This is a genomic window from Mycobacterium sp. ZZG (genome assembly GCF_054786995.1).
The window spans coordinates 1-1,427 of record NZ_JBTBFV010000155.1; the positions used below are offsets into that span (position 1 = coordinate 1).

At 64.9% G+C, this 1,427-nt stretch carries 1 protein-coding gene; it reads right to left on the minus strand.

Annotated features, from left to right (window positions below):
- Positions 1–57: 57 nt before the first annotated feature.
- Complete coding sequence (locus ACXMYJ_RS29085) at positions 58–1,293, minus strand: IS256 family transposase (protein ID WP_013470347.1); 1,236 nt, start codon at positions 1,291–1,293, stop codon at positions 58–60.
- Positions 1,294–1,427 lie beyond the last annotated feature (134 nt).

The window sequence follows — 1,427 nt, forward strand, 5'->3', positions numbered from 1 at the left end:
GGTCAAGTCCAGGGACGTGGTGTACGACGTCGTCGGGTGATTCTTCGAGGTGATGGTTCAGGCGGTCAGTGCCGCCGGCGTGGCCTCCTGTTCGCTCGGGGTGTCGTTGACGGCACGTGATTTGCTCAGCGCGTCGAGGCCCAGGTAGCGCCGAGACTCGGCCCATTCGTCGTGTTGTTCGGCCAATACGGCCCCGACGAGACGAATCAGCGCATCGCGGTCGGGGAAGATGCCCACGACATCGGTGCGCCGGCGGATCTCCTTATTGAGCCGTTCCTGGGGATTGTTCGACCAGATCTGACGCCAAATCTGCTTGGGGAAGTTAGTGAAGGCGAGCAAATCCGGGCGAGCGGATTCCAGGTGGTCGGCGACCTTGGGGAGCTTATCGGCGAGAGCATCGATGATCCGATCATATTGCGCTGCAACCGATTCCTTGTCAGGCTGGTCGAACACCGAATGCAGCAGGGTGCGTACCCACGGCCACGACGCTTTCGGGGTGATCGCCATCAGGTTGGTCGTGTAGTGGGTGCGGCAGCGCTGCCAGGCCGCGCCGGGCAGCGTGGCGCCGATCGCGGCCACCAGGCCCGCGTGGGCATCGGAGGTGACGAGCTTGACCCCGGACAGGCCGCGGGCGGTCAGCGACCGCCAGAACGTCAACCAGCCCGCCCCGTCCTCGGCGGTGCTGACGTCGATGCCCAGGATCTCGCGGTAGCCCTCGGCGTTGACGCCGGTTGCGATCAGCGCGTGCACGTTGACCACCCGGCCGCCCTCGCGGACTTTGAGGACCAGGGCATCTGCAGCGACGAACGTGTACGGGCCGGCATCCAGGGGGCGGGTCCGAAAGGACTCGACGGCGGTGTCGAGTTCCTTGGCCATCACCGATACCTGCGACTTCGACAAGCTGGTGATGCCCAGGGTCTCCACCAGCTTGTCCATCCGCCGTGTCGAGACCCCGAGCAGGTAGCAGGTCGCCACCACGGTGGTCAGGGCTCGCTCGGCGCGCTTGCGGCGCTCCAGCAGCCATTCCGGGAAGTACGAGCCGTGGCGCAACTTGGGGATCGCCAGATCCAATGTGCCTGCCCGAGTGTCGAACTCGCGGTGACGATACCCATTGCGGGAATTCGTCCGGTCGGAGCTGCGCTGGCCGTAGCCCGCACCGCACAGGGCGTCGGCTTCAGCACCCATCAGCGTGTGGATGAAGGTGGCCAGCAGCTCGCGCAGCACATCGGGATGGCAGCTGGTGAGTCGTTCGGCCAACACGGCGGGCAGGTCGATATCGTGGGCAGTGGTCATCGCGTTGATTCCTTTGCTCGAGTGACTTTGGACGGTCCCTCGAAGAATCACGCGATGACCTTCAATCACTCGGCTACGACACGCCGGTACCGCCGATCAGGTCCGACTCGTACACCACTCTGCTGGACGCAACC

What these genes read in the sequence shown, in the direction of transcription:
- ACXMYJ_RS29085 (WP_013470347.1), bottom strand. Translation starts at nt 1,293, where the DNA reads ATGACCACTGCCCACGATATCGACCTGCCCGCCGTGTTGGCCGAACGA.